General features: G+C 35.7%; 1 protein-coding gene. It reads left to right on the forward strand.

The features are described 5' to 3' along the window. On the forward strand, positions 1-368 hold a 368-nt coding region (locus B3V51_RS10570), incomplete at its 5' end, for a hypothetical protein (protein ID WP_286708386.1). Positions 369-543: the final 175 nt, after the last annotated feature.

Below are 543 nucleotides of genomic sequence, written 5' to 3' on the forward strand. Positions count from 1 at the left end.
ATTTTTTTGAAGCTATACAAAATATTAGTAAAGAAAATTTCAGTTCTGTTGTTTGGCAACCGCTTGATGATGGAATAGATAGAATTAGATATATTCGAGAATTGCTAAAGCACCCTGCTTTTAAAGTTGAGGTTGCCAAATTTAACAACGGAGATAGAATTGATACAGCGATTTGGCATTATCGAGAGCTGGTAAATGCTCAAAAATTACCCCCTTTTTATTATCAACCATTTCTTATTGAAAGCAAATTGAACGAAGTTAAGCAATGGACTCTAGAGTTGCTCCAAGAAAGAAGTATAGAAAAACCTAACAGTAAGGCAGCTATCGAGCATTTTTTAGAGCTTACGAATAACTTAGAAAGTATTTGACAGTAATACTAAATAGCTAATTTGTGATGCAGTTTAGCTCCTATTCTAACTATACAAACTCCCTCTCAACATTCATCACCCGCGCATCTACTGTACGTTCTATCTTTTCCTCAATCTGGCTACACTGAGACTCAACCTCACGTTTAGACAGCCCGACTATAACGAATGTCCATTC

The sequence above is a fragment of the Psychrobacter sp. UBA2514 genome, assembly GCF_002341255.1.
Lineage (GTDB): Bacteria > Pseudomonadota > Gammaproteobacteria > Pseudomonadales > Moraxellaceae > Psychrobacter > Psychrobacter pacificensis.